The organism is Bacillus sp. SG-1, from assembly GCF_000181495.1.
GTDB lineage: Bacteria > Bacillota > Bacilli > Bacillales > Bacillaceae_B > Rossellomorea.
The window spans coordinates 1-2596 of the sequence record NZ_ABCF01000127.1 but is presented as its reverse complement, the minus strand read 5'-3'; the positions used below and the strand labels follow the sequence as shown (position 1 = coordinate 2596).

Annotated in this window: 2 protein-coding genes; both read left to right on the top strand. The window is 43.4% G+C overall.

Going from position 1 to position 2596, the window contains the following annotated elements:
- The coding region (gene dprA, locus BSG1_RS18970; protein ID WP_006838847.1) for a DNA-processing protein DprA at positions 1-576 on the top strand (576 nt) is incomplete at its 5' end.
- 528 nt (positions 577-1104) lie between these two features.
- Positions 1105-2596 (top strand): type I DNA topoisomerase (gene topA / locus BSG1_RS18965; RefSeq protein ID WP_006838846.1); only part of this gene is annotated, 1492 nt, incomplete at its 3' end.

Below are 2596 nucleotides of genomic sequence, written 5' to 3'. Positions count from 1 at the left end.
CGTAAAGAATTGTTGATGAGAGAGAGAAAAATCGCTGTAGTTGGTTCTAGGAAAGCGGATGAATATACGACCGCCGCATTAAAAAAACTTCTCCCTCAGTTGGTAGAAGAACAATTCATTACAGTCAGCGGGCTGGCAGCAGGAGCCGACGAATTTGCCCACCGACTGACAATAACATTAAAAGGCGATACGGTCGGAGTGATTGGCGGCGGCTTTCGCCATATCTACCCTGCTTCTAACCGGGATCTGGCAAATTTCATGGCAAAGAAGCACCTGCTTATTTCTGAATACCCGCCGGATACCCGTCCGCAGCGATGGCACTTTCCGATGCGAAACCGAATCATCAGCGGCATGACTTCAGCTGTACTTGTCACCCAGGCAAGCCGGAAAAGCGGCTCGTTGATAACAGCAGAAATCAGTCTGAATGAGGGAAGAGATGTTTATGCACTTCCCGGCAGGCTTGACTCGCCACTTTCTGAGGGATGCAATCATCTGATTCAGCAGGGGGCAAAGCTGATCACTTCCTCAGAAGATATTATTTCTGAGTTTAAGTATGATTCAATTAGAAACATATAAATTTTATAGGGTGTTTTTGCAAAGTTAGTGATTAGTTAATAGAAGAATTCTAATTTTGAGTAGATGTTTATTGGAGCGGCAGGTGTGTGACCTCCTGTAGGATTAGAGGGACGTCTAGTTTCATCGCCCAGCCCCTCGGAGTCACGCCCTGTAGTGGGAGTCAACTTTATATATCAACAGCCACAATGTCTACGAAAAGAGCTATTTTATATTAACCGCCCGCATCCTTTACATATCGTCCGGCCTGTCATACTATAGACGGACAGATATAAGAAGAAGAATGGATAGAAAAGGCAGAACCTATGGTCCAGAAACAGCGGATTTTTTGAAAAATATGCGTTTATGTGTATAAAATAGATAAAAAGGTTGCAATTCTTCTCAATCTGTTATACATTTTGCAACAGATATAATACAATAAGCAGTTTCTTTTTGTTTGAGCTGTTGGAAACGTTTCCTCGGCTCTATTAGCGACCAATAAAAAAATAAAACCCAAAAATAAACGATTTCCCTCTTTAAGGAGGCAATTTAATGTCGGATTACTTAGTGATTGTTGAATCGCCTGCAAAGGCTAAAACAATTGAGAAATATTTAGGAAAGAAATATAAGGTCCGTGCTTCAATGGGACATGTGCGCGACTTGCCCAAGAGTCAGATGGGGGTTGATGTTGAGCATGATTTCAACCCAAAGTACATCACCATCCGCGGCAAGGGACCTGTTTTAAAAGAATTGAAAACAGCCGCAAAAAAAGCTAAAAGAATATATCTGGCTGCCGACCCCGACAGAGAAGGTGAAGCAATTGCTTGGCACCTTGCCCACAGTTTGGACATGGATGTCAACTCTGAATGCAGGGTAGTATTTAATGAAATTACGAAGGATGCCATCAAGGAATCATTTAAACATCCCCGACCTATTAACATGGACCTTGTGGACGCTCAGCAGGCCAGACGAATTCTAGACAGGCTTGTCGGCTATAATATCAGTCCGCTCCTGTGGAAGAAGGTCAAAAAAGGTCTTAGTGCAGGCCGGGTTCAGTCGGTAGCGGTAAGGCTGATCATCGACCGGGAGAAAGAGATTAAGGAATTCACTCCGGAAGAATACTGGACTATTCAAGCTCTATTCAAAAAAGGTAAAAATAATTTCCAGGGTGCTTTTTATGGACTTGACGGTAATAAGTTGGAATTGAAAACAGAAAAAGAGGTAAATGACATCCTTGAAAAGATAAAAGGTGACTCTTTTGAAATCAAGAAAGTGACCAAGAAAGAAAGAAAGCGGAATCCTGCAGCTCCTTTCACCACTTCTTCACTTCAACAGGAGGCTGCAAGGAAACTGAACTTCAGGGCTAAGAAAACAATGATGCTTGCACAACAGTTATATGAAGGTATCGCAATCGGGAAAGAAGGAACAGTGGGGCTCATAACTTATATGAGAACCGACTCTACCCGTATCTCTGAAGTAGCCCAAAAAGAAGCAGCAGAATATATCACCGATAAATATGGAAATGAGTACACAAAGAGCCAGGAGAGAAAAGAGAAAAAGGGACAAAAGGCGCAAGATGCCCATGAGGCTGTCCGTCCTACCTCCACTCTTAGAGATCCGGCTTCTATGAAGGAATACCTTTCCAGAGACCAGCTAAGGCTTTATAAGCTGATTTGGGAACGTTTTGTTGCAAGTCAAATGGCTTCGGCTGTCATGGATACAATGAGTGTGGATATCGTAAACGGAGATGTTTACTTCCGTGCCAACGGATCAAAGGTGAAATTTCCGGGCTTTATGAAAGTATATGTGGAAGGCTCTGATGACCAGATGGAAGAGAAAGAAAACCTGCTTCCCGCCTTGCAAGAAGGAGATGTTGTGAGCTATGAAGACATCGACCCGAAGCAGCACTTCACCCAGCCTCCACCGCGTTACACAGAAGCGAGACTAGTGAAGACGTTGGAAGAGTTGGGAATAGGCCGACCGTCAACATATGCTCCTACACTGGATACAATCCAAAGAAGAGGCTATGTAAGCCTTGATAATA